Origin of the sequence: Mucilaginibacter segetis (assembly GCF_016522075.1) — a bacterium.
In the GTDB taxonomy this organism is placed as follows: Bacteria; Bacteroidota; Bacteroidia; order Sphingobacteriales; family Sphingobacteriaceae; genus Mucilaginibacter; species Mucilaginibacter segetis.
The window spans coordinates 668806-694865 of the sequence record NZ_JAEHFW010000002.1 but is presented as its reverse complement, the minus strand read 5'-3'; the positions used below and the strand labels follow the sequence as shown (position 1 = coordinate 694865).

At 38.1% G+C, this 26060-nt stretch carries 30 protein-coding genes; 7 read left to right on the top strand and 23 right to left on the bottom strand.

The genetic code is table 11. The features are described 5' to 3' along the window. Positions 1 to 55: 55 nt before the first annotated feature. Genes I5M19_RS12770 through I5M19_RS12760 form a run of 3 tightly spaced genes read right to left on the bottom strand, consistent with a single transcriptional unit; the run spans position 56 to position 1901 of the window. Positions 56 to 823 (bottom strand): exodeoxyribonuclease III, encoded by a 768-nt coding sequence (locus tag I5M19_RS12770; RefSeq protein WP_200066718.1) that lies wholly within the window; start codon positions 821 to 823, stop codon positions 56 to 58. A gap of 21 nt (positions 824 to 844) precedes the next feature. Further along, positions 845 to 1555: a peptidylprolyl isomerase gene (locus I5M19_RS12765; protein ID WP_200066717.1), complete on the bottom strand. Its 711-nt coding sequence runs from the start codon at positions 1553 to 1555 to the stop codon at positions 845 to 847. Position 1556: 1 nt separating this feature from the next. Next, positions 1557 to 1901 (bottom strand): hypothetical protein, encoded by a 345-nt coding sequence (locus tag I5M19_RS12760; protein ID WP_200066716.1) that lies wholly within the window; start codon positions 1899 to 1901, stop codon positions 1557 to 1559. A gap of 136 nt (positions 1902 to 2037) precedes the next feature. Between I5M19_RS12760 and I5M19_RS12755 the strand changes: the two genes are divergently transcribed. Both I5M19_RS12755 and I5M19_RS12750 read left to right on the top strand, forming a co-directional pair. After that, a complete protein-coding gene (locus I5M19_RS12755; protein ID WP_200066715.1) occupies positions 2038 to 2364 on the top strand; it encodes a hypothetical protein in 327 nt (108 codons plus the stop codon). Between the two features lie 62 nt (positions 2365 to 2426). Beyond that, positions 2427 to 4724 carry a TonB-dependent receptor gene (locus I5M19_RS12750; RefSeq protein ID WP_200066714.1) on the top strand — a complete coding sequence of 766 codons (2298 nt, stop codon included), beginning with the start codon at positions 2427 to 2429 and terminating at the stop codon, positions 4722 to 4724. Between the two features lie 55 nt (positions 4725 to 4779). On the opposite strand, the gene I5M19_RS12745 is transcribed toward I5M19_RS12750, so the two are convergent. The 7 genes from I5M19_RS12745 to I5M19_RS12715 form a co-directional block, all read right to left on the bottom strand. After that, the gene (locus I5M19_RS12745) at positions 4780 to 5484 is read right to left on the bottom strand and encodes a DUF2490 domain-containing protein (protein ID WP_200066713.1); all 705 of its coding nucleotides are present in this window, start codon (positions 5482 to 5484) and stop codon (positions 4780 to 4782) included. A 67-nt stretch (positions 5485 to 5551) separates the two neighbouring features. After that, positions 5552 to 5965 (bottom strand): DUF6691 family protein, encoded by a 414-nt coding sequence (locus I5M19_RS12740; protein WP_200066712.1) that lies wholly within the window; start codon positions 5963 to 5965, stop codon positions 5552 to 5554. 4 nt (positions 5966 to 5969) lie between these two features. Further along, the gene (locus tag I5M19_RS12735) at positions 5970 to 6527 is read right to left on the bottom strand and encodes a YeeE/YedE family protein (RefSeq protein ID WP_235985838.1); all 558 of its coding nucleotides are present in this window, start codon (positions 6525 to 6527) and stop codon (positions 5970 to 5972) included. Positions 6528 to 6555: 28 nt separating this feature from the next. Further along, positions 6556 to 7974 (bottom strand): MBL fold metallo-hydrolase, encoded by a 1419-nt coding sequence (locus tag I5M19_RS12730; protein ID WP_200066710.1) that lies wholly within the window; start codon positions 7972 to 7974, stop codon positions 6556 to 6558. A 107-nt stretch (positions 7975 to 8081) separates the two neighbouring features. Further along, positions 8082 to 8879: a sulfite exporter TauE/SafE family protein gene (locus I5M19_RS12725; protein ID WP_200066709.1), complete on the bottom strand. Its 798-nt coding sequence runs from the start codon at positions 8877 to 8879 to the stop codon at positions 8082 to 8084. A gap of 62 nt (positions 8880 to 8941) precedes the next feature. Next, a complete protein-coding gene (locus I5M19_RS12720) occupies positions 8942 to 9589 on the bottom strand; it encodes a Crp/Fnr family transcriptional regulator (RefSeq protein WP_200066708.1) in 648 nt (215 codons plus the stop codon). A gap of 9 nt (positions 9590 to 9598) precedes the next feature. Continuing rightward, positions 9599 to 9946 carry a carboxymuconolactone decarboxylase family protein gene (locus I5M19_RS12715; protein ID WP_200066707.1) on the bottom strand — a complete coding sequence of 116 codons (348 nt, stop codon included), beginning with the start codon at positions 9944 to 9946 and terminating at the stop codon, positions 9599 to 9601. A gap of 88 nt (positions 9947 to 10034) precedes the next feature. On the opposite strand from I5M19_RS12715, the gene I5M19_RS12710 reads away from it, so the two are divergent. Continuing rightward, the gene (locus I5M19_RS12710; RefSeq protein WP_200066706.1) at positions 10035 to 10412 is read left to right on the top strand and encodes a VOC family protein; all 378 of its coding nucleotides are present in this window, start codon (positions 10035 to 10037) and stop codon (positions 10410 to 10412) included. A gap of 5 nt (positions 10413 to 10417) precedes the next feature. After that, positions 10418 to 10786, top strand: coding sequence for a VOC family protein (locus I5M19_RS12705; protein WP_200066705.1), 369 nt, complete (start codon positions 10418 to 10420; stop codon positions 10784 to 10786). A 12-nt stretch (positions 10787 to 10798) separates the two neighbouring features. On the opposite strand, the gene I5M19_RS12700 is transcribed toward I5M19_RS12705, so the two are convergent. From I5M19_RS12700 to I5M19_RS12685, 4 genes are all read right to left on the bottom strand, one after another. Beyond that, on the bottom strand, positions 10799 to 11401 hold the full coding sequence (locus I5M19_RS12700; RefSeq protein WP_200066704.1) for a flavodoxin family protein: 603 nt from the start codon (positions 11399 to 11401) through the stop codon (positions 10799 to 10801). Next, positions 11401 to 11745, bottom strand: coding sequence for a four-helix bundle copper-binding protein (locus tag I5M19_RS12695; protein ID WP_200066703.1), 345 nt, complete (start codon positions 11743 to 11745; stop codon positions 11401 to 11403). Before I5M19_RS12695 ends, I5M19_RS12700 begins: the two co-directional genes overlap by 1 nt. A gap of 207 nt (positions 11746 to 11952) precedes the next feature. Further along, on the bottom strand, positions 11953 to 13011 hold the full coding sequence (locus I5M19_RS12690; protein ID WP_200066702.1) for a DUF6515 family protein: 1059 nt from the start codon (positions 13009 to 13011) through the stop codon (positions 11953 to 11955). A gap of 141 nt (positions 13012 to 13152) precedes the next feature. Beyond that, positions 13153 to 13722 (bottom strand): thiamine pyrophosphokinase, encoded by a 570-nt coding sequence (locus I5M19_RS12685; RefSeq protein WP_200066701.1) that lies wholly within the window; start codon positions 13720 to 13722, stop codon positions 13153 to 13155. An 83-nt stretch (positions 13723 to 13805) separates the two neighbouring features. Here I5M19_RS12685 and dinB point away from each other — a divergent pair, with 83 nt between their 5' ends. After that, entirely contained in the window at positions 13806 to 14909 is a 1104-nt protein-coding gene (gene dinB / locus I5M19_RS12680; RefSeq protein ID WP_200066700.1) for a DNA polymerase IV, read from the top strand. Between the two features lie 112 nt (positions 14910 to 15021). Here the strand turns inward: dinB and I5M19_RS12675 are convergent, their stop codons facing one another. Next, a complete protein-coding gene (locus I5M19_RS12675) occupies positions 15022 to 16032 on the bottom strand; it encodes a dipeptide epimerase (protein ID WP_200066699.1) in 1011 nt (336 codons plus the stop codon). 54 nt (positions 16033 to 16086) lie between these two features. Between I5M19_RS12675 and I5M19_RS12670 the strand changes: the two genes are divergently transcribed. Continuing rightward, positions 16087 to 17076, top strand: a complete 990-nt coding sequence (locus I5M19_RS12670; RefSeq protein WP_200066698.1) for a hypothetical protein — start codon at positions 16087 to 16089, stop codon at positions 17074 to 17076. On the opposite strand, the gene I5M19_RS12665 is transcribed toward I5M19_RS12670, so the two are convergent. From I5M19_RS12665 to I5M19_RS12650, 4 genes are read right to left on the bottom strand one after another with little or no spacing between them, the layout of a single operon-like run. Beyond that, on the bottom strand, positions 17045 to 17677 hold the full coding sequence (locus I5M19_RS12665) for a rhomboid family intramembrane serine protease (RefSeq protein ID WP_235985837.1): 633 nt from the start codon (positions 17675 to 17677) through the stop codon (positions 17045 to 17047). The genes I5M19_RS12670 and I5M19_RS12665 overlap by 32 nt on opposite strands. Next, positions 17674 to 19416: a M14 family zinc carboxypeptidase gene (locus I5M19_RS12660; protein WP_200066696.1), complete on the bottom strand. Its 1743-nt coding sequence runs from the start codon at positions 19414 to 19416 to the stop codon at positions 17674 to 17676. The genes I5M19_RS12665 and I5M19_RS12660 overlap by 4 nt, the downstream gene beginning before the upstream one ends. Positions 19417 to 19460: 44 nt before the next feature. Beyond that, positions 19461 to 19817, bottom strand: a complete 357-nt coding sequence (locus tag I5M19_RS12655; protein WP_200066695.1) for an MmcQ/YjbR family DNA-binding protein — start codon at positions 19815 to 19817, stop codon at positions 19461 to 19463. 1 nt (position 19818) lies between these two features. After that, a complete protein-coding gene (locus tag I5M19_RS12650; protein ID WP_200066694.1) occupies positions 19819 to 20538 on the bottom strand; it encodes a hypothetical protein in 720 nt (239 codons plus the stop codon). A gap of 84 nt (positions 20539 to 20622) precedes the next feature. On the opposite strand from I5M19_RS12650, the gene pepT reads away from it, so the two are divergent. Further along, on the top strand, positions 20623 to 21876 hold the full coding sequence (gene pepT / locus I5M19_RS12645) for a peptidase T (RefSeq protein WP_200066693.1): 1254 nt from the start codon (positions 20623 to 20625) through the stop codon (positions 21874 to 21876). A gap of 60 nt (positions 21877 to 21936) precedes the next feature. Here pepT and hflX read toward each other — a convergent pair whose 3' ends face one another. From hflX to I5M19_RS12625, 4 genes are all read right to left on the bottom strand, one after another. Further along, entirely contained in the window at positions 21937 to 23121 is a 1185-nt protein-coding gene (hflX, locus tag I5M19_RS12640) for a GTPase HflX (RefSeq protein WP_200066692.1), read from the bottom strand. A 66-nt stretch (positions 23122 to 23187) separates the two neighbouring features. Continuing rightward, positions 23188 to 23976 carry an indole-3-glycerol phosphate synthase TrpC gene (gene trpC, locus I5M19_RS12635; RefSeq protein ID WP_200066691.1) on the bottom strand — a complete coding sequence of 263 codons (789 nt, stop codon included), beginning with the start codon at positions 23974 to 23976 and terminating at the stop codon, positions 23188 to 23190. Positions 23977 to 24008: 32 nt separating this feature from the next. Next, positions 24009 to 24581 (bottom strand): anthranilate synthase component II, encoded by a 573-nt coding sequence (locus tag I5M19_RS12630; RefSeq protein WP_200066690.1) that lies wholly within the window; start codon positions 24579 to 24581, stop codon positions 24009 to 24011. A gap of 38 nt (positions 24582 to 24619) precedes the next feature. Further along, on the bottom strand, positions 24620 to 26029 hold the full coding sequence (locus I5M19_RS12625; RefSeq protein ID WP_200066689.1) for an anthranilate synthase component I family protein: 1410 nt from the start codon (positions 26027 to 26029) through the stop codon (positions 24620 to 24622). Positions 26030 to 26060: the final 31 nt, after the last annotated feature.

Below are 26060 nucleotides of genomic sequence, written 5' to 3'. Positions count from 1 at the left end.
TTTAAATACGAGCATGCCCGCTTATAAAGCGGGCATGCTCTTTTATAGGGTAATATTAAAATTCCAATTCCAGCAATACGGGGCAATGGTCGGAATGCCTTGCTTCGGGTAAAATGGCTGCTCTTTTAATATTAGCCTCTAACTTATTACTTGCCATAGCATAGTCAATACGCCAGCCCAAATTTTTTGCACGGGCATTTGCACGAAAACTCCACCATGTATAATTGTGAGGCTCCTTGTTTAAGTACCGAAAGGTATCTATAAAGCCGGACTCCATAAAATTCTCCATCCATTCGCGTTCTTCAGGTAAAAAGCCTGATGAATTGGCATTTGATTTAGGATTATGAATATCAATCGGGCGATGACAAATATTATAATCGCCACATATTACCAAATTAGGATGTGTTGTTTTGAGTAAGGTAAGGTATCTACCAAACTCATCTAAAAAACGATATTTAAAAACCTGTCTGTCATCACCACTTGACCCTGATGGAAAATAAACGCTCATCACAGACACTTTATCAAAATCTACCCTAATACATCGTCCTTCGCGGTCAAAATCTTCAATACCGCAACCGTATTCTACGTGTTTGGGTGTATGTTTTGTAAATATAGCGGTTCCGCTATAGCCCTTTTTCTCTGCAGGGAACCAGTAATGTTCATATCCTAACTCATCTACCAGGTGCAGATCAGTTAATACATCTGGCGTAGCTTTTATTTCCTGTAAACAAACCACATCTGCATCGGTAGCCTGTAACCAAGCCAGCCAATTCTTACTGATTGCGGACCGTATGCCATTAACGTTATAAGTAATGATCTTCATTTCTATAGACTAAAAGTCAATTCAATTATTTTTTGGCATTAAAATCTTATCCAGACGCCGGCATTCCCTTTTATTCAGTAGGGTGATAGTCATAGGTACATCACTGAGCGGCCTGTCGCGCTCATCAGTTTTCACCGCCGCTATCCGGTCAATCATATCAATACCGCTTACTACTTCTCCATAAACGGTATAGTTTTGATCCAGGTGCGGGGCACCACCAACTGAAGTATAGTATTCGCGTTGCCACTCCGGTATTTTACGACCTTTTAAACGGGTTTTCTCCAAGGTGTCCAATTTACCTGCAGTAAATCTTTTGCCTTCCACAATGTAAAACTGACATCCGCTTGATGCTTTTTTGGGGTTATCATCACGGGCTGCGGCTAAAACACCTCGTTTATGAAAAAGGCTATCCCTGAACTCAGCCGGTATGGTATAACCAACATCACCATTACCCAACTCTGCTCCGGATTTGGCTTTAAGAGTATCTTTTGAGTCAGGATCGCCGCCTTGTATCATAAAGTTTTGTATAACTCTATGAAAAAGCGTTCCATTGTAAAAACCCTTTTTGGTTAGTTTAATAAAGTTATCCCGATGCAGCGGAGTTTCGTTATATAAACGTATAATACAGCTTCCATAGCTTGTACTTATACGGACATATTGATTTTCAGGTGGCCTTCCAAAAGCAATACTTACCATAAGTATCGCCATAACAAGAGAAAGAGTTTTCTTCATTTTAGTACCCATTTTCGTCAAAATAATCAATAATTAACGACCTTATCAGCATCTCTTGCTCAAGTAAGGTATAATTAGGTACGGTTTTAACCAATTTCCAGTGAGGCCATCCATCCTGATCCTGACCTTCCAACTCGTAAAACCCCATTTTACTAAATAGCTTACAATTAGCAATATGCATTAATTCTTCTTTTTGCCTTTTACTGAACTTTCGCGGGCCTTGTCCAAGCTCCTGTACACCTATTAGAAAGAGCAATACTTTAATATCCGGCTTTTCATTGTCAAAATCTTCGGCTATACGGTTTTGCAGTTGCTCCCATTTTAAATTTACTTCCGCTGGTTTCATGAAAGCAAATATACATATGTATCTTTGTTAACACTTTTTTAATAAATACATATTTAACAACATTGTTACGATTTAAACAATAATAAAAAGCATTATTAACTACTTTTGTAAAAATTGCTGAACAATATTACCTGTTTTGAAAAAAAACGCCTATCAAATTATCTGTCCCTGGATATTACTTTTCTGTTTCATAGCGGGTCAGTATATGGTGTATGCACATCAGCATAATATTATAAAAAACAGCTCCTCACTTCATGATCTTAAAAGCTCAACCCAGCAAACGGTAAAAGAGAAGTGCCAATTGTGTGATATTATGCACCATAGCAATATGGATGTGGTAACTCATAGTGGTTATACTATAACACTAATCACGTCCGATCACACTTTTAAATCTCCTGAGTACGAATTCACCAGTATCGCTCTGATACTTGCCGCCGGGCGCGCACCTCCTTTGGTTTCCTAATACATTACTTTTTAAAATTAATCCGCTACAGCGGGATTATTAAATTTTTTAATTTATTTATTATGAAACTAAAATTAATTAGTTGCTTTCTATTTCTCTTTATACAAATTTCAGCATTTGCAAGTGCAAATAATATTACAGGCAAAGTTATTGACGCTAAAACAGGTGAATCTCTTCCTGGCTCAGTAATAAACATACCTGAATTACATATCTCTGTAGGCACAAATAACAATGGAGAATTTACATTAAAATCGGTACCGGCTCAGGGTAGATTTGTGGTACAGGTTCAATATGTAGGATATAAAACTTTAACTCAAACAGTAGATTTTTCAACAACAAAGCCACTGGTTTTTGCTTTAGAACAATCTATAATTGAAGCACATGAAGTGGTAATTACCGGCACACCCGTTACTGCCTCCAGCAAGTATAATAGCACATCGGCTGCTGTGGTTAATAAAGACCAATTGATGGGCACTTCAACTAACCTTATTGATGCTTTGGCAAAACAAGTTCCAGGCGTGAGCCAGATAACCACCAGCCAGGCCATTTCTAAACCAGTTATCCGGGGTTTGAGCTATAACCGCGTGGTTACTTTAAGCGACGGTGTTAAACAACAAGGGCAACAATTTGGTGACGAGCATGGTATTGAGATTGATCAGTTTCAGGCAGCTCGTGTGGAAGTTCTTCGTGGAGCAGCTTCATTGATGTATGGCTCAGATGCTTTAGGAGGCGTTATAAATGTAATTGATCCACCTACTCCTGCCGAAGGCAATATAAAAGGTGAGATACTTGATAACTACTCCACAAATAGCGGACTAAGCAACACCTCGATTATGCTCAGCGGCAACGAAGATGGCTTTGTTTGGCGAGGAAGAGGTACTTATCAGAATGCACACTCCTTTAAAACACCAGTTGGTTATTATCAAAATAGCGGCTTCAATCAAACAGATTTCAGCGGAATGCTTGGAGTAAACAAAGCGTGGGGATATTCACATTTAAATTTCTCTTATTTTAAAAATAATATCGGGTTTTTTGATGCTGATCCGGGAAATGAACTTTATAATAACTCCACCAGCAGAACATTGGAATACCCAAGGCAAGATGTTCGTCATTACAAGCTCGCATTAAATAATAATTTTCTTTTTGGTACAGGGTCTTTAAAACTGGACCTTGGTTTCCAAAAAAATCAGCGTAGAGAATTAGAGGACAATCCTGTTCCATCATTGTTCTTCGATCTTAACACTTACTCTGTTGATGCCAAATACTTTTTACCCGAAAGCAATGGATGGAAACCCGTTATTGGCGCCAGCTGGAGCCTTGGACACAGCGTAAACAAAGGCGAAGAGTTGCTGATACCGGCCTATGACGAATATAGTGCAGGTACATTTGTTTATCTTAAAAAAACGTGGGAAAAGAGCACTTTTAGTGCAGGTGCAAGATTTGATTTTATTAGTAATAATGGCAAAGCATTACAAAAAGAGGGGGAGCAGGTTTTTGCCGGATTTGACAACAAATTCACTAATGTTAGCGGGGCTTTAGGCTACACTCATGTGTTTAATGATTATCTGAGCTTTAAGGCTAATGCAGGTTCAGCCTTTCGTGCCCCTAATCCTGCTGAGTTAGGATCAAACGGTGTGCATGAAGGCACCAACCGTTATGAAATAGGATCAGCCGGATTAAACCCGGAAAGAAGCTATCAAACAGACGCAACACTCGAATATGGTTCAGGAATAATTACGGGCAGTTTTGGAATATATGAGAATTACATTCATAATTTTATTTATGCTTCCAATACCAATAATGAACAAATAACCGTAACTGACGAAGGTAGCGGAGCAGACAGAAATTTAGATGTATATCGATATGGCCAGGTAAATGCAAATCTTTATGGTTTAGAAGGCAATTTAACTATTCACCCAGTTTCGTTTTTGCATTTCGAGAACACTTTTGGATATACCTATGCTCAAAATAAAACTTTTGACAGGCCACTGCCTTTAATACCCGCGGGCAGCTTGCATAACACTTTACGTTTTGAACCAAAAATAAAAGGACTTACTGATTTTTATACTTCTATAGGTATTGATAATTACTTTAAGCAAACACGTATAGATGCCACATTTGAAACACCGACAGATGCCTATACTTTGTTAAATGCCGGTATTGGTACAACCTTTAAGTTGGGTTCTCAACCGTTAAAGGTTTATATATCCGGGAATAACTTAACCAATAAAAAATACTATGATGCCCTAAACCGCTTAAGGCCTGGTAGATATAGTCAGGAAGATCCAACTTTTGGGGTTTATAATCCCGGGAGAAACATCACCTTTGGTTTCTATCTCCCATTTGGTACAAATAAATAACCTCGTTAACACCTTAAAAAGGACAGTCGCCATTTAACATGTGGACTGTCCTTTTTTACAAATCTATACCATAGGTTAAAAGTAATTGATTGCGGTTAATATTGCCGGTTCTACCGTTTTGTATAGTTAATTGGTAACCTAAATTTATATCGTTTTTATTCCACGCTAATTGTAAGGAATTTAATATCCTGTTCTGATCTACAGAAAACGATTTGTGTTGATGTTTAACCATAAATTCATTCCCCAGTAAATAATTAAATTCGTAGGTTTTTTGAGGTGAAGTACCTAAGGTAAATTTGAAATTGTTTTGCAGTCTGAATCGTTGCTGTAAATAGTTTTGAGGAATATTATAATTCAAAGATCTCCATTCAACTAAAAACCGGTTTTTATTAATAACATTTCCAATCTTAAACCCTTTTATAAAACCGCCGCCTGTTCTAATCTCGTCTGCATTACTATGGTCGCTCTCACTATTTTTTATTTCGCTACTGTTGAACCAAGCTATGGGGATTATAACTAACTGCCATTCATTTTTAAATTGATAATTAACGGTTAACCGTGCGGCGCCAGTTAAATAATTACTAAAAAGATTATCGTTGTTATTATATGGGTTCTGCTGTGAGCGATATTGAACATCTAAATTAACAGACCATTTTTTTTCGATTGTGTGTTTGATATTTAATTTGCCCCAAAATTCATTTCGGGATTGACTGAAACACAGCGTGGGTGTTAACAACAATAAAAGAAATCTTTTTATCACTGATATGAGGTAAAATTATGTTGAATATTGCCCGTTGTTTTGATGGAAATTAAAAATAGTTAAAAACTTAATGCGGAAGATATGCTTTTATAACGCCATATAAATAAGTACCTATTAATGCTCCGGCTATAACAATTATCATGGTTAAATAACCATACCCTAAATTTACAAACATTGGCCCCGGGCAAGCACCCGCTAAGGCCCAACCCAATCCAAATATTGCACCCCCTAAAAGGTAACGTTTCCATCCTTTATCTTTATCTGTAAATACTATTCGTTCGCCGTTTGAATCCCTTACCTTGATTTTTTTTATCAGCAATACAGCAATAGCGCCAAGCGATACAGCTGTGCCGATTATTCCATACATGTGAAACGACTGAAAACGAAACATCTCTTGAATTCGATACCATGACGCTGCTTCGGATTTTACCATAATAATACCGAACACTATCCCCGCTATAATAAAACGTATTCCTTTCATTATGTTAAAAAATTAACGGCATTAAAAAATGTGTCATTATAAGCCCTCCGCCAAAAAAACCTATTACTGCCCAAAGAGAAGGCATCTGCAAATTAGACAATCCGCTTATGGCGTGTCCTGACGTACACCCCCCGGCATATCTTGAACCAAAACCAACTAATATTCCTGCGCCTATTAACACAGAAAACCCCTTAATGCTAAGCGCATATTCCCAATTAAAAATAGCAGATGGGTTTAATTGTCCATCAAAAGGAATATTTAAGAATTTCAGGTCGGCAATAGTAGTGGTTGATAACTGCAAAGGCTCATTGCTTTTTAAAAACAATAAAGAAATAAATCCTCCTAATACGGACCCTAATAAAAACAACAGATTCCAGCGTTGCGTTTTCCAGTCGAAATTAAAAAAGGCATGCCTTTTACCAGCACCGGCGATGGTACAAATTGTGCGGAGATTGGATGAAAAACCAAATGATTTTCCATAATATAAAAGCCATATCATAACTCCGGCAATTGCCGCTCCTGATACATACCATGGCCAGGGTTGTTTTATTAATTCGAGCATAATTAAAGTGCTGTTTATTTGAATAGGATCAGGATAACGTACTTGGGCAAACGTAAGGGCTGATATTAAACTTTCCGGACTTTTTAAGCGCTTTAAATCCCCCATCTATATTAACTATGTTATCATAACCGCGAGACTTGAGTATTGAACAGAAGATCATGGAACGATAACCGCTTGCACAATGAATATAATAGGTGTCATTTTTATTTAATGCCGCCATTTGGTCGTTAATATAATCCAATGGCATATTCTCGGCATTAATAACATGTTCAGCATCAAACTCACCTGGCTTTCGCACATCTAATATATGTAGAGAATTATTTTTGTCGATCTCATCAGAAAGATCATCTGCCGGTATTGACTCAATATGGTCTGTATCATATCCGCTTGTTTTCCAGGCATCAATTCCGCCTTTTAAATATCCAATCGTATTATCATATCCAACACGCGCAAGACGCGTCACTACTTCCTCTTCACGGCCTTCATCGGCAACTATTAGTATGAATTGTTTGATATCCGGTATCAAAGCCCCAACCCATGGAGCAAAACCGCCATCAATACCAATATTAACGGAGTTGGGTATAAATGCTTCGCTAAATACCTGAGGGTTGCGTGTATCAAGTATTATAGCTCCAGTTTCATTAGCGGCTAATTCAAAGGCTTCCGGAGATAATGCTCGCGTGCCTTGCTTTATTACCGTATCAATGCTTTCATAACCTTCTTTATTCATTTTTACATTCATAGGGAAGTAAGCTGGCGGTGGCAGTAAGCCACGGGTTACTTCGGCTACAAACTCTGCTTTGGTCATGTTAGCTCTAAGCGCATAATTATATTTTTTTTGATTGCCTAAAGTATCAGTTGTTTCCTTACTCATGCTTTTACCACATGCAGAACCTGCTCCATGTGCCGGATAAACAATAACATCATCGGGCAAAGGCATAATTTTATCTCGTAATGATTCAAAAAGTGTTCCGGCAAGCTGATCCTGTGTCATATGCGCCGCTTTCTGGGCAAGATCAGGACGCCCTACATCTCCTATAAACAATGTATCCCCCGAAAAAAGCGCTTTTTCTTTGCCGTTCTCATCAGATAATAAATAACAAGTTGACTCCATAGTATGACCCGGAGTATGTAAAACCTTTATGGTTACCTTGCCAAGTTTAAACTCTTCGTTATCTTTAGCTATATAAGCATTAAAGTCCGGACGCGCTTCAGGACCGAATACGATAGGTGCGCCTGTTTGCTTAGCCAGGTCTAAATGACCAGATACAAAATCGGCATGAAAATGCGTTTCAAAAATATATTTTATAGTGGCTCCTGCCGCCTCAGCCTTTTTTATATATGGATGTACCTCGCGTAACGGATCAATTATAGCTACTTCATTTTCTGATTGTATATAGTAAGCACCCTGTGCCAAGCATCCGGTATAAATCTGTTCAATAATCATAATTCCCTTATTTAATATGATGTTACAAATTTCAGGTTATAAAATGGTAAAACCAGTGACTAAAGTCACCTTAATATCAATTTGTTTGCCTGAAGTTAATTACTGCTTCACTTTATAAATACTTCTTTAACAATAATATATGTACCCATAATAAGTACAAACCAGCCAAACCCCTTTTTTAATTTATTTCCGTTTATTTTTTTATTTAATAATCCGCCTATAAAAATACCAACAATAGCTATGGCGGTAACAATAAGTAAAAACTTCCAGTCGATAGTAAAATGCCCTATGTCGCCCGTGAAACCTATAAGCGAATTAAGTGCAATAATAAGTAATGATGTCCCAACGGCTTCTTTCATGGGCAAACCAATAAGCAACACCAAAGTAGGTATAAGTAAAAAGCCACCACCCGCTCCTAACATTCCGGTTGCTATACCAATTGCAACGCCTAAGGCCAGTAACTTAATAATATTTAATTTTTTAATTACAGGTGTCGCTTCCTTTTCAATTTTCCCATTCTTTATCATAGCAACTGCAGCGGCTATCATCAGAAATGCAAAAAGCACCATGGTAACTATTCCTTTCTTTAACGTAAAATCACTAATAGAAAATAGTTTTTCCGGAATAGCAGGAATAACAAATTTCCTGATCAAAAAAACAGTAGTTATTGACGATAAACCAAACAACAATGCTGTTTTAATACTTACAAGTCCTTTATGATAATTGTTAATTGCCCCCACTAAGCTGGTTGAGCCAACAATAAAAAGAGAATACGAAGTGGACAAAACCGGATCTATCGCAAATAAGTAAACTAATACCGGCACGGTAAGGATAGAACCTCCGCCGCCTATTAACCCAAGAGAGATACCGATAAGAGCCGATGCAAAATACGCTAATATTTCCATTTTTTACGTTTGTACAAAAATGGCGGATTCAAGATAGCTGCACAGTGACTTTTGTCACATGATTAAAATTTTAACCATTCAATAAAATTACGATGCAAAACAACATCACCGCGCTGTTCCATTTTTTTTAATAAACGGGATATAACTTCACGCGATGAATTAAGATCAGAAGCAATTTCGGCATGAGAGATCTTTATTTCAGTGCTTTTTAACTCTCTGTATTGCTTTTGCAAATAAAAGTACAGCCTTTCGTCCATTGCCTTAAACGCAACGTGATCAATAACAGTTAACAATTCTTCGAAACGACTACGATACGTTTCCAGTACAAAATAATACCATGTTTTATATTGTTTCATCATGTCATCCATTAAACCAATGGGTATCATTAATACCGTAGTATCATCAACTGCTTTAGCCATTACCTGGCTTGTCTCCTGTTTTGTAGCACATATCATAGATAATGCACATGCATTTCCGCCTTGCAGATAATACATAAAAAACTCCTCGCCATCGTTTCCTTCCCGGTATAATTTTACACGCCCTTCTGCAATAATTATAGTAGCTTTCATGTACTGCCCTGTTTGCATAATTTGCTCACCGGCAGTAAATTTCTTCACCTTGCCATTATCTTTTATAAATTGTTTCAGAGCCGGCTCAAACTGAGGGAATAACCCCTCCACATAATCGCCTATAGATAAATGATCATCCATTAATCTTAATTAAATATCTGCTGAAAGTTCATCCCAATACTCTACAGCTCGACGGTAATGGGGTATTACTATTGAGCCTCCAACTAAGTTGGCAATCATAAAAACCTCATTCATTTCATCATGTCTTACACCAGCTTCGTGGCATTTGCCTAAATGATATTTTATACAATCATCGCACCGTAAAACCATTGACGCAACAAGCCCCAGCATCTCTTTTGTTTTTACATCCAAAGCACCCTCAGCGTAGGTGGTGGTATCTAATGCAAAAAAGCGTTTAATATTGGTATTCGCAGTTTCCATTATCCTATCGTTCATTTTAGTACGATAAGCTTCAAAATCGTTTATTAATTGTCCCATTGTTTGCTTTATAATTCTGATGATTAATTGGAGTTAAAAGTATAAATGTTTTACTTTTATATTCTTATTTACCATTAATTTAATAAACATGGAAAGTCTCTCACCCAATATTTTCGTTAAGGATATTAACGAAACCATTAACTTTTATAAGTTGTTAGGCTTTGATCTGGTGATGACAGTGCCCGATACAGGAAGCGATTTGGTTTGGGCAATGATGATGAAAGGAGGTGTTACTATGATGTTTCAGACATTTAACAGCCTTGGGGACGAGCTTCCTGAAATAAACCGCAATAATGGCGGATCGCTCTTGCTCTATATAAAACTGGATAATATCACCACCTATTTTGAGAGTATTAAAGATCACGTTAAAGTATTAAAGGGACTGGAAAAAACATTTTATGGCGCAACAGAGTTTTCAATAGCAGATAATAACAATTATGTACTAACTTTTGCTGAAGACGAATAACTCTTATGATAGAATTTAAACGTGTCGATCATTTTCATATTTGTGTGCCTGCCAAGAAATTAGAAGAAGCAAAATGGTTTTATACAGAGATAATCGGACTTAAACAAATTGAAAGGCCCGATCATCTTTTTTCGTCAGAAGGTTATTGGTTTAAAATAGGCGATGCGGAATTGCATATCGGCGTTGAGCCGAAATCGAGACGTACCATACGTCATACGGCATTGCAAATAGCAGATATCATATCGGCTAAAAAATACCTTATAGCCAATGGTGTGGAGATTGTTGAGGAACCTGTTATTCCCGGGCGTATTCGTTTTGCCTTTATTGACCCTTTCGGCAATCGCATGGAGCTACTACAGTTAGACAAAGAATAACAGAATGAGGTATCACTCCTCTCCTGGTATGGGTGTGTTTTTTAACGCTTTTGCCACCGCTACCACATTTGCCGCTGCTACTTTTCCGGTTTCAGAAGACCACTCTTTACGATAATTTGATTCAAGATAAGAGTTACCAGGACCAGGACCATTATTCCAATATGTATAGCATTGCGGAGCAATGGTAAAACCTACATCCATTAATGCTGCAGCCATTTCAGTAACTACATGGCGCGCTCCATCTTCATCTCCTGTTACAACAAAACCGGCAACTTTGTTATAGGTTACCGGGCGGCCCTTATTGTCTTTGGCGGTATAAAGTCCGTTAATTCTTTCTAAAACACGCATAGCCATGCTGGATAATGTTCCCATCCAGGTTGGAGTGGCCATTATAAGTATATCAGCGGCTAAAAGTTGTTTTAATATTGCAGGCCATCCATCACCTTCGCCCAAGTCAGACTTAATTCCGGTTATTACATTATGGTCTGCTACTCGTATTAAAGTAGTTTGAACTTTTAACAATTCAAGTTCTGCAATAACTTCTTTTGCTAAAGCTTCTGTATTAGAAACTGCCGGCGATGGCTTCAAGGTGCAATTCAGTATAAGCGCTTTCATTAATCCTGCGTAATTGGCTGATGATGGGCATGACAAGCTTCTGCACATGTGTTGCATGCTTCCGCACATTTTTTACAATGATCATGTTCATGCTTACCGCACTCTTCGCTGCACATACGGCATATTTCTTCGCAAAGCAATAAATACTGATGAGCGATCTCCGATTCGCGCTGTAATAACCTGGCCGCTTGTGAACATACATCGGCACAGTCGCGGTCAAGCTTAACACATTGTGCCATATCTTTTACATTATCTTCTTGTAAACAAGCAGTAGCACAATGCTCACATGCAGCTACACACTCCATCAACTTATTGATTAATGCGCTGTGATCATGATTTTCCATAGTAGTAAATAATTAATGTTTATTATTAATCAATAACAAACCACTATTAAATGTTTTTCTAAATATCAGATTTACCAGCCTTAATAGTTTTTTATATACGCAGTAACTTCGGCCGCGATAATATCATGTTTACCTATTTAGGCAGCTATAAATAAAAAAAGGTGGATACGTGACGTATCCACCTTTTTTATGTTGATTTAAATGGTATTAATTATCGGAGTATGCTTCATCTGTAGATAAGCCTACCACTTTGTAAACTTTATTATTATCATCATCTCGAATCTCCTGGAAATAAGTGCCATCAGGAGCAACATAAAGTTTTTCACCATTTACTGTAATCTTTCGACTGTCTTCAGGCAAATCTTTTACTATTTCACCCATCTGAAATGGCTGATAATAACCATCATCAGACCCATCACCGGTATTTAGTTCCCCGTCTTTACCTGCTATCTCGTAGGTAAGGGTACCATCATCTTTAGTATACGGACGATAGTAAACACCGTTCAACTCATAATATTGCTCACCATTTATAGTAATCGGTTCCGCACCATCCGGTAAAGAGGTTATCTCTGCACCAATAGGTGGTTCAACCACAGTATATTGATTATCATAATAGCGATAATACAGTCCTCCACTATAGTAATATGGATATCCCCCGTAATAGAATGGATAATAACCATATGGTAAAACATTAAGACTAAAACCTATACGAGGTAAATAATAAGAATTATAATACCCGCGATAATGATAATAACCGCGATTAAAATAATAAGGCCTGTAATAATTACGTCCATACGTTCCGCGATAAACGCCACGACCGTAGTTGTTATGACGAACTATTATACGACCATTACTGTTTCTGTAAACGTTTCGTCCGTAACTTGTGCGCACACGAGCATCATTGTTATAGCTGCGATTGGGCGAGCTATTATTTATCCTGCCCCTTGAATTATTATTGTATATAGAATTAGGGCGTGTACGTGTTGCTACACTTGGAGATGGAGTACGTGATGGTGTAACAGCCCTATTGCTCGTGGACGGGCGATTAAATGTAGAATTTGATGGCCGGTTAAAACTGCCACCTGAAGGGCGAGCGGGTCTGCTAAAGCTACCGCCGCCGCCTGATGAATGGCTAATACTACCACCACCCGATGATCTGCCACCTGAAGGGCGAGCGCCACGTTGTGCTGTGGCCGTGGAGGCTAAGAACAGGCATAATAACCCGCTGAAAGCCACACTTAATAAGTTTTTATATTTGATATTCATGATTATAGATTATAATTAAGCGTTCCTTTTAAAAACGCGTATAATATATAGACTAATAAACCTTTAAACGGTTTAATCAGGGTTTAATTATTTTTAACAAAAAGCAAGCCGTGGATTGTTGACCTATCATAAAAGGGTCATTTAAAGGTATTCCGCTATAAATAATACCGGCTGATTAAACTGAATTGTAAAAAAGCCGTCGTGTGTTGTTCTATAAATATTATCGCTCTCATGTCGTAATCCACTTGTTTGGAAACCCACCGGAACGAATAATAATTCTATAAATTCATTCGCGGGCTTCCATTTACTAAACCCGGAATTTATGGGATAGATTTTTTTATCGCCACAAAAAACAACAAGATTTATTTTATCGGCAAACAGCAGAAAATCTTTTAATTGAAAATCATTAGTTACAACGTTAACCGCCGGATAGGTTGTCTCCACTAAATATTTTAATGCTGCCTCAACCGGCGTATCTGTGCCACTTTCAATAAGTTTGATATCAGATTGCAGATCGTCATTCATGGTGTCGGTTATCAATAGATCGATCTTTATGCCGTAAGCATTAATTTTTTCTGCGGTAAGCGATGTAGTAATTACTGTTGGGCTCCACTCCAAAAGCTGACCTAACAATTCATCTTCAAAGGCATCCATCCCAAGTATAAGCAAAGCGGGTTCTTGTTTTTCTCGTACAATGTGGTGGGATGACATATCGTTATATATTGTGTTAACAGAATTTGTTTTAAGCAAAGATAATTTAAATAAATAGCTTAATATTTGTTATCATAAAACCAGTGGAAGAAAAGGAAACACCAGTCCGTCGTAAAATAATCCATATCGATATGGACGCTTTTTACGCATCTGTAGAACAGCGTGATTATCCTGAGTATCGCGAAAAACCTTTAGTTGTTGGCGGTCTACCCCAGGGCCGTGGGGGTGTTGTTGCTACTGCAAGCTATGAGGCCCGAAAGTTCGGTATACGATCGGCCATGCCATCAAAGCAAGCTCTGCAGTTGTGCCCGCATGCTATTTTTGTACGCCCCCGGTTTGCGGTATATAAGGAGGTATCAAAAAAAATACGCGAGATATTTAGCCGATACACAGATATTATTGAACCTTTATCATTAGATGAGGCCTATCTTGATGTTACTGTAGACAAACTAAGTATAGGCTCGGCTATTGATATTGCAGAGCAAATAAAACAAGCTATAAAAGACGAGTTACAACTTACAGCATCTGCAGGCGTATCCGTCAATAAATTTGTAGCTAAGATAGCCTCGGACATTAAAAAGCCTGACGGGCTTACCTTCATCGGCCCGTCATCTGTAGAAAAATTTATTGAGCGATTGCCTGTTGATAAATTTCACGGTGTTGGCAAGGTAACAGCAGGTAAAATGAAAAAAATGGGACTATTTACCGGTGCCGATATAAAACAACTTACAGAAGAACAACTGATATCTCATTTTGGGAAAGCCGGTCACTTCTATTACCGAATAGTAAGGGGGATTGATAACAGAGAAGTACAACCGCACCGCGAAACAAAATCAATGGGAGCAGAGGATACTTTTGCCTACGATCTTACAACCATTGAAGAGATGCATACAGCACTTGAAAAAATAACTCAAATTGTATATGATCGATTATTAAAATACCAGCTAAAATGCAGAACTGTGACTTTGAAAGTTAAATACAGCGACTTTAAACAAATAACGCGTAGCCTTTCATTTACCGAATGCACCAATAACAAAGATTTTATTTTGAATATCGCTAAACAGCTTCTAGAAAGTACCGGTATTGAAAACTCCAGAATAAGGTTATTAGGTGTTACCGTATCTAACTTTAACAACACAGCACCGAAGGGCAAAACACCGGATCAGTTAAAACTGTTTGATATTTAGACTCAATTCCTAATTGATCTTTTCAAAGCCCACCTACCAACCGCCCGATACATCTTCACTAAAACTTATCTGTTATCTTCACTCTCATTTCTGTTCTTATGTTAGGAATACATTATAAAATTAGCCCCAATCCGGGTTCGTTATTTAATATCCATTTACCTTGCTCAAATAATGGTGATCTGTAAGGATTATTGATGGTTAAAAGCGGCCCGTCCAGATCGGCCCAGTCACACTGCGGGGCAAGCGCGGCGGCCGCCAGGGTGGCACAACTGGTTTCGCTCATGCAGCCTATCAATATTTTTAAATTTAACTCGCGGGCTTTTAAGATCATTTGACGGGCCTCGTACATTCCTGCCGATTTCATCAGCTTTATGTTAATGCCATGATAAACACCCCGGGCTTTTGAAACATCGGGTAAGCGCTGAACGGCTTCGTCACCAATGATGGGTACCGGACTATGCTCAGTTATCCATGCATTATCATCTATACGGGCTTTAGGCATGGGCTGTTCAATTAATACAACGCCCTGTTCTTTTAACCAATATACCATATCCATACTTTTATTACGATCCGTCCAACCCTGGTTTGCATCAACATATAAAGGCACATTGGTTACCGATCGTATAGTTTGTATCAATTCTTTATCTGTATCCCTGCCAAGCTTTACTTTTATAACTTTTACACCCTCGGCTTCCTTTACTTTTTGTAGAACTACATCTTGGGTATCCATACCAATGGTTAAACTGGTTACAGGCATCTTCGCAGGATCGCTGCCCAACAACTTCCAGCAAGGCTGCTGTTTCAGTTTACCGTCCAGGTCGTGGAGAGCTATGTCAACCGCGGCCTTTATTGCAGGGTTACCGGGTGCAATATTATCGAGGTAATTAATAATGCTTTCAAAAACAAACGGATATCTAAATTGAGTAAGATCAATTTTGTTTAAAAACTCCGCGGCACTTTTATGGCTTTCTCCCATATAAGGCACCATTGATGCTTCGCCATAACCTGTTTGCCCCTCATAAGCTATTTTCACCAGCATAATTGGTGTTGATGTGCGTGAAAATTTAGCGATGGTGAAGGGGTGCTTTAACAGAAGATCGACGTGTTGATAAGTAAGCTGCATGTCAAATATCAAAGCTAAAACTTTACATTTAAAATCCTGATTATCTTTGCAGTCATGTCGGTACAAATTTATCACCCTTTCAGCAGCTTTAATTTCAGCAATAGTAAATGCTTTTTGAGCGGAGAACAATTAAACAGTGAAGAAGAAAAAATACAGGTTTTTCCACAATGGCTAATGAGCATGTATGGGTTAGAAGATAAACCCTTTAAGCTGCTTGATGAAAGTATTGCCACTTATAAAGATTTAAAAGCACCCTGTTCGGCGGTTATAAATGAAGTGCATTTGGAGCCGTTGGAAAAAAAAATAGCGGACGCTTTTAACACAGGATATGAGGCGGTTAAATCGCTTGATGAAACGAGTATATTTTTATGGGCGGGTAAGCTGCTTTATGGTATACTTTTTAACGAATTGCAATCCGGCATTAAATTGCAACATACACAGGGCGAAGAGTTTAACATTTCACAATCGCTGATCCATAAATTCAGTCATTTGCATTTAATGCTGCAAAGCCTCATAAAGCCCATATCTTTTGAAGATTTCAGACCCTTTAGTTTATTTTTATTTAGAGTGGATAATAATAAAACCGAATTTGGCTATCGTGATGAGATCAATACGCTTACTTTCGCATTGCGCATAAATGATTTTGGGTTGGTTATTTGCCTGCAAGATAACGGTGCCAACGAGATGTATCACCGTGATATATTTGAAAAAACAAAAAGTGAAACACTTCACCCTATACAATTCGAGGAATTTTCAGGCAGGGTGTTTTACTCTAACTACCTGTTTAACAGACTACCTGAATATAACATATTGCCTGTTGCCGACGAAATTTATATAGAATCAATGCCTTTACGTGGCATGAGCAGTAAACCGTTGTTCGACAATTGGGTAAATAAAACCTACGGACAGGTCTTAGAAAGCTTTTGGAAAAACTGGGGTTTCTCATTATTTGAGATAATAAAAGATCCTGAAAAACCTATGAGCTTTTTATTTGACGACAAAGGAGACACTATTAATGCAGCAACGATTGAATTGCCCCGCTAAGCTGTTCTATAAAATTACCTAACACATGCGGATTAAGTGCAATAGTGATAATTATGCCACTAAGCGCACCAAACAAGTGGGCATCGTGGTTAATGTTATCTCTTGCGTGTTTTGACGCGTAACTGCAATACACCAGATATAAAATACCGAAGATATATGCCGGTATGCGTATAGGCAGAAATATAATACCCATTTGGCTTAGAGGAAAATATAATATAGCACTGAATACCACCGCGCTTATTGCCCCGGAAGCTCCGAGACTGTTATACCAAATATCCTCTTTATGCTTTTGTATCGAAGGCAGATCACTCAGTATCAAACTTAAAATATATAACAAAGCGAATTGCCAATGCCCTAACACTGTTTCCAGTTGGAATGCAAAGAAGTAATAGGACAACATATTAAAGAAAAAATGATTCCAGTCTTTATGAATCAGGCCGCTGGTAATCACCGAATAAACACGTTTGCCGCGAGAAACGTCATAAGGGTTAAGTATCAATTTGGCGTAAAGGTCCTCGTTGTAAAAGGCCATTAGCGTTGTGATAACAGTTATCACAAATATTACGGAAGCTACAGGTGCTACTAACAAATATTCTATCAATTCAGGTCGAGTTTAGTATTGGTAAGTAATCTGCCTACAGGATAACGCAGATAGGTTTTTTCAAAATATGGCGAATTTTTATAAATAAAATTTAGCTGGGCATTAGCGCTTTTTGCCAATTGCGGATTTTTCGCTCTTTCATCGTCCAACTTCTTTTTTAGCTCCGGATCTGTTTTGAGCAACTTAGCTGCAACATCTTCAAAAACATAGTTCGAAAAATATTCCTTTTGTCCCAATACCGAATCAAAAAAGTTCCAGGCAAAAAAAGAGTCAACACCTTGCGGTTCTAAAGTTTCCACTATATAACGGTTAATCGGTTGATCAACGTACACTACATAATCTCCTTCATAAAATTTAACATTTTGATCAATCGGGCTTATCTGTACATTGCTATGCACATAATGCCCTTCAAATGGTTTTGAAAGTGTGCTATAGTCGCCGATGTAATACATTTGAATATCAAGGGTGGTATCATGAGCTAACCTGTGCATAATCACTTTATTTAACTCGAAAAGTTCGATAACCTTATGCCAGGCTTGTGGTATTATATACGCTACGGGTTTATCAACTGATGCAGTTGCACTATATGTATTGTAAAATTTAACTGTTTTTGTATAAGGTTTATTCCTATCGTAATACAATCTTTTTAACCCACTCACATCGCTTGGCTTATATTCAGCGGCATATCCTTTAAAGGTGATAGTATCAACCTTGTTCCGGTTTAACTTCCAACCCAAATCAAAGGTTTTTTGCTGGCTAACCTCTTTATCAACCTGCTTTTTTAAGCAACCTAATATTTGGGCGTCGCGTTCACAAATACTTATCAGGTTTTGCATGAAATCATAGGTGGCATGCACTCTTTTATCAAATGGCTTCAGCATATGTGTCTCCGTCATATAACTGATAATATTATGCTGGGCGGCATATCCGGTCGAGTAGCGGGGGGGTTCCATAAAACTTACAATTCCTGAATCCGGCAGCCCACTTTCTCCGGCACCATAAGGTATCATTTCAAATCCATCCTTTTTCATTCCGGTGTAAAGGTCTGGGGTGAGTGTGGTGGTTGTGTATTCGGCGAGTAATGGATTTTGCTTGTCTTTTTGAGTTTCTATCAACGTCATTACATATTGATAATCGGCACCATCGCTGGTATGATTGTCCAGCATCACTTCGGGCTGCCAGGTATTCATTATTTGTGCAAAGGCTAAAGCATTCTTGCTGTCGGATTTAATGAAATCACGGTTAAGGTCAAGATTGCGATAGTTGCCTCTGAAACCATATGCCCTCGGCCCGTTCTGATTAGCGCGAGACACTCCGCGATTTAAACTTCCATCTATATTATACAGCGCTATAAAACAAAGCACCACATTTTTAGGTAACTCATTTTTTTTGAGCATATCGCGCACCAACATCATACTTGCATCTATTCCTTCAGGCTCACCAGGATGTATGCCATTATTTATCAGCAGCACTCTTTTGTCTTGCTTTTTTATCAGCGCCGGATCAAAAACCTTATCTCGGGATAGCACCACCAATGTTAAGGGCTTGCCTATATCTGTAGTGCCGTAATTTATCAACCGCATTTGCGGGTAATTTTTAGCCAGGTTTTGGTAATAAGCAATCACTTCGGCATAGGAAGCTGTATAATTTTTATCCTTGCTTAATTCAAACGGTGTTAATTGTGCACTTGCCTTTAAAAAAAAACAGGCTAATAAAAGGAGAGTGAGGCACTTTTTCATAAAATTCAAAGACAAATATAGAAGTGACGAGTATTAACTGGTAATTATTTTGATCCTGTTACTTCTGCCTGTATTTTTTTAGGCAAACTTTTAAATACGAGTGTGTAAGAATCATCTATCATTCCGCAAAGTTGTTTACGCGTTAAGGTACCGGCCATAAAAACTGTATTCCAATGTGCTTTATTCATATGATATCCGGGTTTTATTTCAGCATATCTTTCTCTTAGCTCTACCGCAACTTCCGGATCGCACTTCGCATTAAAGTGTTGGCCATCCTCTAATCCCGCGAGCAAAAACATTTTACCCTTGACTTTAAAAACCAATGTGTCTTCGCCAAAAGGGAAATCTTCGGTAACTGCAGGTTTGGTCAGGCAATATTCACGTAATTCTTCAATATTCAATTTAAAAAGATCTTATAGATTTATAATATGATGATTCTGTTCCAAAATTGTATTTTAACCCTATGCTTATTTGACGGTATTGATCAGGAGCATTATTTTTAAATTTAGAAGATGGATCAGTATAACCATCTAATCCTTCGCCGAAAGTTATGTTATGCCGGTATCCAATGTCAATACCAAATCTTGGGAAATCGTTATAATCATATATCTTAATTTCATATCCTACACGAAATGGTATCATTAAATTAACACTCTTATCATCACCCGGAAATTTATAATTCGGGTCAAGCATACTTACACGGTTTGCATCAACATTGTTATAGATACCCCCAATACCACTTCCAAAATAAAAATGCTTGAATATATTTGCAATTCCCCCGCCTGAGTAATCCATAAGTTCTCCTAATTGTATATCAAAGTGTAAAATGGCTGCTTTATATTTATTTGAATACCTGCGTGTTGCGGCATCCTCTTCTATTGTATTACCCCCGCCTGTAAGTTTTCCGGATTGAAATTCAAGTGCAACAGGCACATACGGGCTATAGTTAAATATTAAACTAACGCTGTAAGCATTGTTCTCATATGCGTTTTTTAGGTCCGCAAATGATTTTACCCTACTTGCCTCAACACCTATACCAAAATCGTTGAAATTATAGCCTTGCGCTTCTACCTTATAAGTAGTAATTAATATTACTATAATTAAAATGTACTTTTTCAACATAATTTATGTTATGAATTTTTACAATTTTTGCTTTTCTACCCTTTTAAAGGCTTGTTATAATAATTTTACTAATATAGGTTTTATATGGATTTTAAGTCGATTTTAAGTTTTACCGTAACAGAAAGATTTCTACGATATGTGACTATTGATACGCAGTCCGATCCGTCTTCGCACACTTGCCCATCTACTGAAAAGCAAAAAAACTTAGGCAGGTTACTTGTTGCGGAGCTGCTGGAAATGGGTATTGAAGATGCTCATTTGGATGATTTCGGATATGTATATGCTACTATTGCGGGAAATTCCAAAAAGGAAAATGTACCTGTGATCTGCTTCTGCTCACACATGGACACTTCACCGGATTGCAGCGGAGAAAGCGTAAAGCCGATTATACATAAAAATTATACCGGTGAAGATATTGTACTACCTGATGATACCACTCAGGTTTTAAGAATGAAAGATCATCCGGATCTTAAAAATCAAATAATTAATGATGTGATTACTGCATCAGGTACTACACTTTTAGGCGCTGATAATAAGGCAGGTTTAGCGGAAATAATGGATGCCTGCCACCATTTAATGAAGCACCCGGAAATAAAACATGGGACTATTAAAATATTGTTTACTCCTGATGAGGAGATTGGTCGCGGGGTTGATAAAGTTGACATTAATAAAATAGCTGCTTTTGCCTGTTATACTATTGATGGCGAAAGTGCGGGTAATATGGAAAATGAAACTTTTTCTGCCGACGGAGCCAGGCTCACTATAAATGGCATTAGTGCTCATCCGGGCTTTGCGAAAGGAAAAATGCAAAGTGCTATAAAAATTGCCGGACAAATAATAGCCGCATTGCCTCTTGAACTTTCACCGGAGGGCACGTCCGGAATGCAGGGTTTTATCCATCCGGTAAATATGGAAGGACATGTGGAAAAAGCGACCGTCGATTTTATTATCCGGGATTTTGAAGATGATGTACTAAAAAGCCATGCGGCCGTTATTGATAAGATCGCGAAGGAAATATTAAAAGAATATCCGGATTCTACCTTTTCACTTGACATACAACCACAGTACCGCAACATGAAAAGTGTTTTGGCTCAACACCCCCAAATAGTTGATTACGGCTTGGAAGCTATACACCGTACAGGCATGGAGGCCAAGCTTTGTAGTATTCGCGGAGGTACCGATGGGTCCCGTTTATCATTTATGGGCCTGCCAACTCCTAATATTTTTGCAGGGGAACATGCCTTTCACGGAAAACAGGAATGGGTGTCCGTTCAGGACATGCAAAAGGCTGTTGAAACCATACTTCATTTAAGTATGATATGGGAAGAAAACGCATAAATAAAAAACTTGTGAAAAAGGCCATCGGTTATACCCAGCCTTTGTTCACAAATTTTTATACTAATATAATAAGTTATCGTATGGATATCTCTCTGTATGAATAGCCTTTACATACTCATATAACATTGTTCGAAATTCCTCTATATTCTCTTTTTCAGTAGCTGAAATAAATATAGCGGGGCTATTGTTCTTTGCCATCCAGCTATGTTTAAAATCATTCATTCTTAAAGGTTCCTCTTTTACATCAATATTATGATCGTCGGGATTAAACGCATCTATTTTATTAAATACAGTAATGATCTTTTTATCTATTGCGCCAAGTTCTTTTAAGGTTTCATTAACCGTCCGTATCTGATCCTCAAATGTCGGATTTGATATATCCACAACGTGAATAAGTATATCGGCCTCCCGTACTTCATCTAATGTAGATTTAAAACATTCTACCAAATGGTGAGGGAGTTTTCGTATAAACCCAACCGTATCTGACAACAGGAAAGGTACATTCTCAATTACTACTTTACGCACCGTAGTATCAAGTGTTGCAAATAGTTTATTCTCAGCAAATACATCCGATTTTGACAACATATTCATGATGGTAGATTTGCCTACGTTGGTATAACCTACCAGTGCCACACGTATAAGTTGTTGTCTGTTTTTTCGCTGGGTTTCATTTTGCCGGTCAATAAGTTTCAAGCGTTCTTTTAAGAGCGATATCTTATTCAGGATCAATCGCCTGTCAGTCTCAATCTGCGATTCACCTGGCCCACGCATGCCAATACCTCCCTTTTGCCGCTCTAAGTGAGTCCATAAACGGGTAAGTCGTGGCAAAAGGTACTGTAATTGCGCCAGCTCTACTTGTGTTTTAGCTTGGGCGGTTTGCGCCCTGCCCGCAAAAATGTCCAGGATAAGGTTACTTCGGTCCAATATCTTAACCTGTAACTCACGTTCAATATTACGTAATTGCGATGGCGACAACTCATCATCAAACACTACTATATCTATTTCTTCGGCTGTAACATATTCTCTGATCTCTTCCAGCTTCCCTGTTCCTACAAATGTGGCTCGCTCCGGGCGCTGTAGCTTTTGGGTAAAGCTCTGCACAGTATTGCCGCCGGCAGTAGCTACCAAAAATTCAAGCTCTTCTAAATATTCTTTTTCTTGTGCTTCTGTTTCATTTGGAGTGATCACTCCAACCAGCACAACTTTTTCCTGCTTCACAGCAGTATCATAAAATTTTTGTTTCATAGATGTTAATTCGCAGTAATGCAAAGTTACAAAACTTGCGTTGCTGTTGTCTTTTTATATTTATGGTTAGGCATTTAGCTTTTTTACAAAATCTTTCATTGCCTGGCCGGGCTCCGGTTGCTTCATAAAGTTTTCACCTATTAAAAAACCGTTGAACCCTGCTTTTTTTAATTGTTTAATCGTGTCTGTATTACTTATCGCGCTTTCTGATATTTTTAGAAATTCCGGAGGAATATATTCTCCTAATTGATAGGACGTTTCTACTGATACCGTAAAATCATTCAGGTTCCTGTTGTTAACGCCAATAGCATCTAAATTAACATCTAAACTTCGTTTTAGTTCTTCCAGGTTGTGCACTTCCAGTAATACATTTAAACCCAGCGCCTTGGCTAATGCTGCCATTTTTTTTATCTCTGTCGGACTAAGTATAGCAGCAATCAATAAAACAATATCTGCTCCCAGCGATTTTGCTTCTATTATCTGATACTCATCTATCATGAAATCCTTACGTAATACAGGGATATCATTCGCCCCGCGAGCTTCTAACAAATCCCCTCTATCACCCATGAAGAAATTACTATCAGTTAAAACAGACAAAGCTGATGCTCCTGCTTCGGCGTAGGCTTTAGTAACGTTTTTAACCAATACTGCGTCGTTTATAATTCCCTTTGAGGGTGATCGTCGTTTAAATTCAGCTATGATACCTGTTCGGTCAGGCGCAAGCAAAAACTCTCTGAAAGAATGGGTTTGCCTTTGAAAAAAATCCGATCTCTCCAATTCGGCAACAGATCTTTCCCTTTTATCCTGCTCTACTTCCTTTCTTTTATGAGCGACAATTTTATCCAGTATATTCATTTATCAATTCTACTTAATAATCGGATTTAGCTTTATTCACTTAACCAGTTTTGCATCATTTCTTTTCCATACTCCGTCAACACCGATTCCGGGTGAAATTGTACACCTCGTACATTATATCGCGTATGGCTTAATGCCATAACAGAATTATCAGCCTCATCAATTGCGGTAACGGTAAGCTCTTCAGGCAAATTTTTCTCAACTACCCAGGAGTGATAACGACCTACCTTAAAATTATTGGGTAGTCCTTTAAATAATCTTTCGTTACCATCTGTAACTTTTATTGGTGTGGCAATACCATGCATCGGCTGACTTAAATTATACAGCTTACCACCAAATACCTCGGCAATAGCCTGCTGGCCAAGGCATACGCCAAAAATACTTTTTGTTGGCGCGTATTTTTCAATCACATTAAGCAGCAAGCCAGCTTCCGATGGTATTCCCGGGCCGGGCGATAATATGATATGCTGAAACGCACACACATCATCAATGTTAAAACGATCGTTGCGCCAAACTTCACATTCCAGACCAATCTCATTAACCAAATGCACCAGATTATAGGTGAACGAATCGTAATTATCTATTATTAATATTTTGTTATTCATTGTATGTATCCCCAATTTATCAGGGAGTTTTATATATGTTAAAGTGATTCGGCCAAATCAATGGCGTTTCTCAATGCGGCTATTTTATTATCTACCTCCTTTAGCTCGTTTTCCGCAACTGAGCCAGAAACTATGCCCGCTCCTGCCTGATAATGGAGGGTATTATTTTTACTCAGAAAGGACCGTATCATAATAGCGTGGTTAAAATCTCCGTTAAAACCTAAATAACCAATAGCTCCGCTATAAAAGCTACGTTTGCTTTTTTCATTCTCATCTATTATTTCCATTGCACGGTATTTGGGGGCACCACTAAGTGTTCCTGCCGGGTATGTATCCGCTACTATTTTAAATGAAGAAACCCCGGGGCGCAATTTGCCACTCACATGCGATACCAGGTGAATGAGATGGGAGTAATACTGCACCTCTTTAAAGGCTTTAACTTCCACCTGCTCACAATGCCTGCTTAAATCGTTTCGTGCTAAATCAACCAGCATAACATGCTCTGCCGATTCCTTTGGATCATTTTCGAGGTTGCGTGCAATCTCGGCATCCTTTTCATCGTCGCCACTCCTTTTAAATGTACCCGCAATGGGAAATATACTGGCCACATTGTTTTTTATAGTGATCTGAGCCTCAGGCGAAGAACCGAATATCCTGAAATCTCCGTAATCGAAATAAAACAAATAGGGAGATGGATTGATGGAACGTAAAGCACGATAAACATTAAATTCATCTCCTAAAAATTGACGCGAAAAGGCTCTTGACGGAACTATCTGGAAAACATCACCACGAAAAATGTGCTGCTTCATCTTTTCAACTATGGCGATAAATTCCTCGTTGGTTAAATTGGACTGTTCTTCATCGTTACTTTGAAAACTATACTCCGGAAAATTTTTGTTTTTGATCAGGTATTCCATTTTCTCCAAACCATTGGTTTGGTGTACGCCTTCAACTTGGTTATGAAACAGATGCAACTCATTTTTAAAATGATCTATTGCTATAATATAGCTGTAGATATGATATTGCATTACGGGTATTTTTCTGAGATTATCTATATTATTCTTTAGTCTGATGGTTTCAAAATGTTCAACTGCTTCATGTGTAAAATAACCGAACAGGCCATTTGATATGATCTTTGATGCCGTATCATCAGCCTCAAAAAAATCTAAAAACTTGTTTAGCTCTTCGGTGAGTTCAAAGGTTCCCGGTTCGCTTACGTCTTCGGTACCATCCGGTAATTTTTTTACTAACCGATCGTCATTTAATATAATACCGCTAAAAGGAGCACAGCAAACATAACTCATACTATTTTCCCTGCTATGGTAGTCTGAACTTTCCAGCAGTAATGAATTCGGAAAAACATCGCGCAGGCGAAGGTAAATACTCACCGGTGTTGTAGTATCGGCAAGCAGCTTTTTATGTGTAGTTATAATTTTATATTTCTTCATTTTTTATATCAGGAGTGTTAAAACAAAAAAC

Excerpts from the sequence above, each read along its gene's own strand:
- I5M19_RS12770 (WP_200066718.1), bottom strand. The coding sequence starts at position 823 with ATGAAGATCATTACTTATAACGTTAATGGCATACGGTCCGCAATCAGT.
- I5M19_RS12765 (WP_200066717.1), bottom strand. The coding sequence starts at position 1,555 with ATGAAGAAAACTCTTTCTCTTGTTATGGCGATACTTATGGTAAGTATT.
- I5M19_RS12760 (WP_200066716.1), bottom strand. The coding sequence starts at position 1,901 with ATGAAACCAGCGGAAGTAAATTTAAAATGGGAGCAACTGCAAAACCGT.
- I5M19_RS12750 (WP_200066714.1), top strand. The coding sequence starts at position 2,427 with ATGAAACTAAAATTAATTAGTTGCTTTCTATTTCTCTTTATACAAATT.
- I5M19_RS12740 (WP_200066712.1), bottom strand. The coding sequence starts at position 5,965 with ATGAAAGGAATACGTTTTATTATAGCGGGGATAGTGTTCGGTATTATT.
- I5M19_RS12735 (WP_235985838.1), bottom strand. The coding sequence starts at position 6,527 with ATGCTCGAATTAATAAAACAACCCTGGCCATGGTATGTATCAGGAGCG.
- I5M19_RS12730 (WP_200066710.1), bottom strand. The coding sequence starts at position 7,974 with ATGATTATTGAACAGATTTATACCGGATGCTTGGCACAGGGTGCTTAC.
- I5M19_RS12725 (WP_200066709.1), bottom strand. The coding sequence starts at position 8,879 with ATGGAAATATTAGCGTATTTTGCATCGGCTCTTATCGGTATCTCTCTT.
- I5M19_RS12720 (WP_200066708.1), bottom strand. The coding sequence starts at position 9,589 with ATGGATGATCATTTATCTATAGGCGATTATGTGGAGGGGTTATTCCCT.
- I5M19_RS12715 (WP_200066707.1), bottom strand. The coding sequence starts at position 9,946 with ATGGGACAATTAATAAACGATTTTGAAGCTTATCGTACTAAAATGAAC.
- I5M19_RS12710 (WP_200066706.1), top strand. The coding sequence starts at position 10,035 with ATGGAAAGTCTCTCACCCAATATTTTCGTTAAGGATATTAACGAAACC.
- I5M19_RS12705 (WP_200066705.1), top strand. The coding sequence starts at position 10,418 with ATGATAGAATTTAAACGTGTCGATCATTTTCATATTTGTGTGCCTGCC.
- I5M19_RS12700 (WP_200066704.1), bottom strand. The coding sequence starts at position 11,401 with ATGAAAGCGCTTATACTGAATTGCACCTTGAAGCCATCGCCGGCAGTT.
- I5M19_RS12695 (WP_200066703.1), bottom strand. The coding sequence starts at position 11,745 with ATGGAAAATCATGATCACAGCGCATTAATCAATAAGTTGATGGAGTGT.
- I5M19_RS12690 (WP_200066702.1), bottom strand. The coding sequence starts at position 13,011 with ATGAATATCAAATATAAAAACTTATTAAGTGTGGCTTTCAGCGGGTTA.
- I5M19_RS12685 (WP_200066701.1), bottom strand. The coding sequence starts at position 13,722 with ATGTCATCCCACCACATTGTACGAGAAAAACAAGAACCCGCTTTGCTT.
- I5M19_RS12675 (WP_200066699.1), bottom strand. The coding sequence starts at position 16,032 with ATGCAGCTTACTTATCAACACGTCGATCTTCTGTTAAAGCACCCCTTC.
- I5M19_RS12670 (WP_200066698.1), top strand. The coding sequence starts at position 16,087 with ATGTCGGTACAAATTTATCACCCTTTCAGCAGCTTTAATTTCAGCAAT.
- I5M19_RS12660 (WP_200066696.1), bottom strand. The coding sequence starts at position 19,416 with ATGAAAAAGTGCCTCACTCTCCTTTTATTAGCCTGTTTTTTTTTAAAG.
- I5M19_RS12650 (WP_200066694.1), bottom strand. The coding sequence starts at position 20,538 with ATGTTGAAAAAGTACATTTTAATTATAGTAATATTAATTACTACTTAT.
- pepT (WP_200066693.1), top strand. The coding sequence starts at position 20,623 with ATGGATTTTAAGTCGATTTTAAGTTTTACCGTAACAGAAAGATTTCTA.
- hflX (WP_200066692.1), bottom strand. The coding sequence starts at position 23,121 with ATGAAACAAAAATTTTATGATACTGCTGTGAAGCAGGAAAAAGTTGTG.
- trpC (WP_200066691.1), bottom strand. The coding sequence starts at position 23,976 with ATGAATATACTGGATAAAATTGTCGCTCATAAAAGAAAGGAAGTAGAG.
- I5M19_RS12630 (WP_200066690.1), bottom strand. The coding sequence starts at position 24,581 with ATGAATAACAAAATATTAATAATAGATAATTACGATTCGTTCACCTAT.
- I5M19_RS12625 (WP_200066689.1), bottom strand. The coding sequence starts at position 26,029 with ATGAAGAAATATAAAATTATAACTACACATAAAAAGCTGCTTGCCGAT.